The sequence below is a fragment of the Rhodococcus zopfii NBRC 100606 = JCM 9919 genome (genome assembly GCF_001895025.1).
Lineage (GTDB): Bacteria > Actinomycetota > Actinomycetes > Mycobacteriales > Mycobacteriaceae > Rhodococcus > Rhodococcus zopfii.
Genome location: NZ_BCXI01000118.1, coordinates 1 through 1,304, shown reverse-complemented (window position 1 = coordinate 1,304; position 1,304 = coordinate 1). Strand labels below are relative to the sequence as shown.

The window sequence follows — 1,304 nt, the reverse complement described above, 5'->3', positions numbered from 1 at the left end:
CCAGGGCCCCGGCAAAGTCGCATAGCTGCATGTCAGGCGGCATGAAGTAGATCGATCGGCCGGTGTGGGTCACGGCTGTGGTGCCGTAATCCCACGGCGATGCTGGTGTGGCCGGCCAGTCGCAGGATGCTGATGGCGGTGTTTCGGATGGCAGCCATGACCTGTGGGCCGGTGCCGGTGCGGATGGTGGAGCGGTCCTCGTCGAAGGTGACGTCCCGGACCCAGTGGAGCCGGGTCTCGATGCCCCAATGTCCACGGATCCAGGTCGCGATCTGCGTCGGAGCTGCGGCGGTCATGGGCATCGAGGTGATCAGGTAGACGATCTCGACGCTCTTGCGGCCGTTCCGGGTGACGGTGCGGCGGACCTGCAACACCTGCGTCGCGTGCGGGAATCCAAGTCCGGCACCGACTTCGGTGGCCTTGACCGTGCGACGTTCGAGTCGCCCGTGACCAGATCCTGCGATCGACGAGGAGACCGGAATTTCATTCCAGGGCAACGCTTTCAACAGGTTCCGTAGAGCACGCTGGTTGTTCTTCACCGTGAACACGTAATGCCCGCCGCGGCCCACGATGTACTCGGCGGTCGCTCGCTGACAGTGCAAGGCATCCGCGGTGACGACCACATCGGTGAGGTCCAGCATGCCGAGCAGGTCGGTGATCAGCGGGATCTCGTTGGTTTTCGCGCCGACCTCGACCTGCCCGAGCACGACTCCGCTGCCGTGGTCGAGCGCCGCGAGCAGATGGGTGAGATGTCCGGCGGTGTCCTTCGCCCCGCGCAGGGTTTTGCCGTCGACGGCGATCACCCGGCGGCCATCGACCACCCGGGTCCGCAACCATGCCCACACGCCGATGACCTGGTCCAACACGGCCGCATCGACACGTCCGAGTGTGCGGCGGATCGTCGACTCGGATGGCACCGGGGCGGCCACCCCGAGTCTCCCGAGGGCTTCGGCCGGCGCGTCGGCGGCCCATTCGGCGATCGCGGTGAACGATCTCGCACCGGCGCACACCGCAGCCAGTGTCACGGCCAGGATTGCGGTGAGCCGGTGCCGGACCCCGCGCCGGGCTCGTGGATCGGGTACCTGACCGAGTACCTCGAGGATCCCGGTGTCGGACACTCGGGTGGGCATGGGAGAAGATGGGACTGCGGGCACGACTCGTTCCTGGTTGTGGTGCTGGTGTAGGAACTTGAATCATCGCCGAGACGGTCGTGCCCGCCCTGATCTGCGCCCCCCGATCCGGCGTCATCCCACCCGAAACCGCAGCTCATCGCGCATCACTCACGACTTTGCCGGGGCCCTGGG

General features: G+C 66.7%; 1 protein-coding gene. It reads right to left on the bottom strand.

Annotated features, from left to right (window positions below; translation table 11 throughout):
- Positions 1–32: 32 nt before the first annotated feature.
- Positions 33–1,130: an ISAs1 family transposase gene (locus RZ1_RS29375; RefSeq protein ID WP_072816466.1), complete on the bottom strand. Its 1,098-nt coding sequence runs from the start codon at positions 1,128–1,130 to the stop codon at positions 33–35.
- Positions 1,131–1,304: the final 174 nt, after the last annotated feature.

Bases quoted from the DNA above. Each gene is read 5' to 3' on its own strand.
- RZ1_RS29375 (WP_072816466.1), bottom strand. From the start codon at position 1,130: ATGCCCACCCGAGTGTCCGACACCGGGATCCTCGAGGTACTCGGTCAG.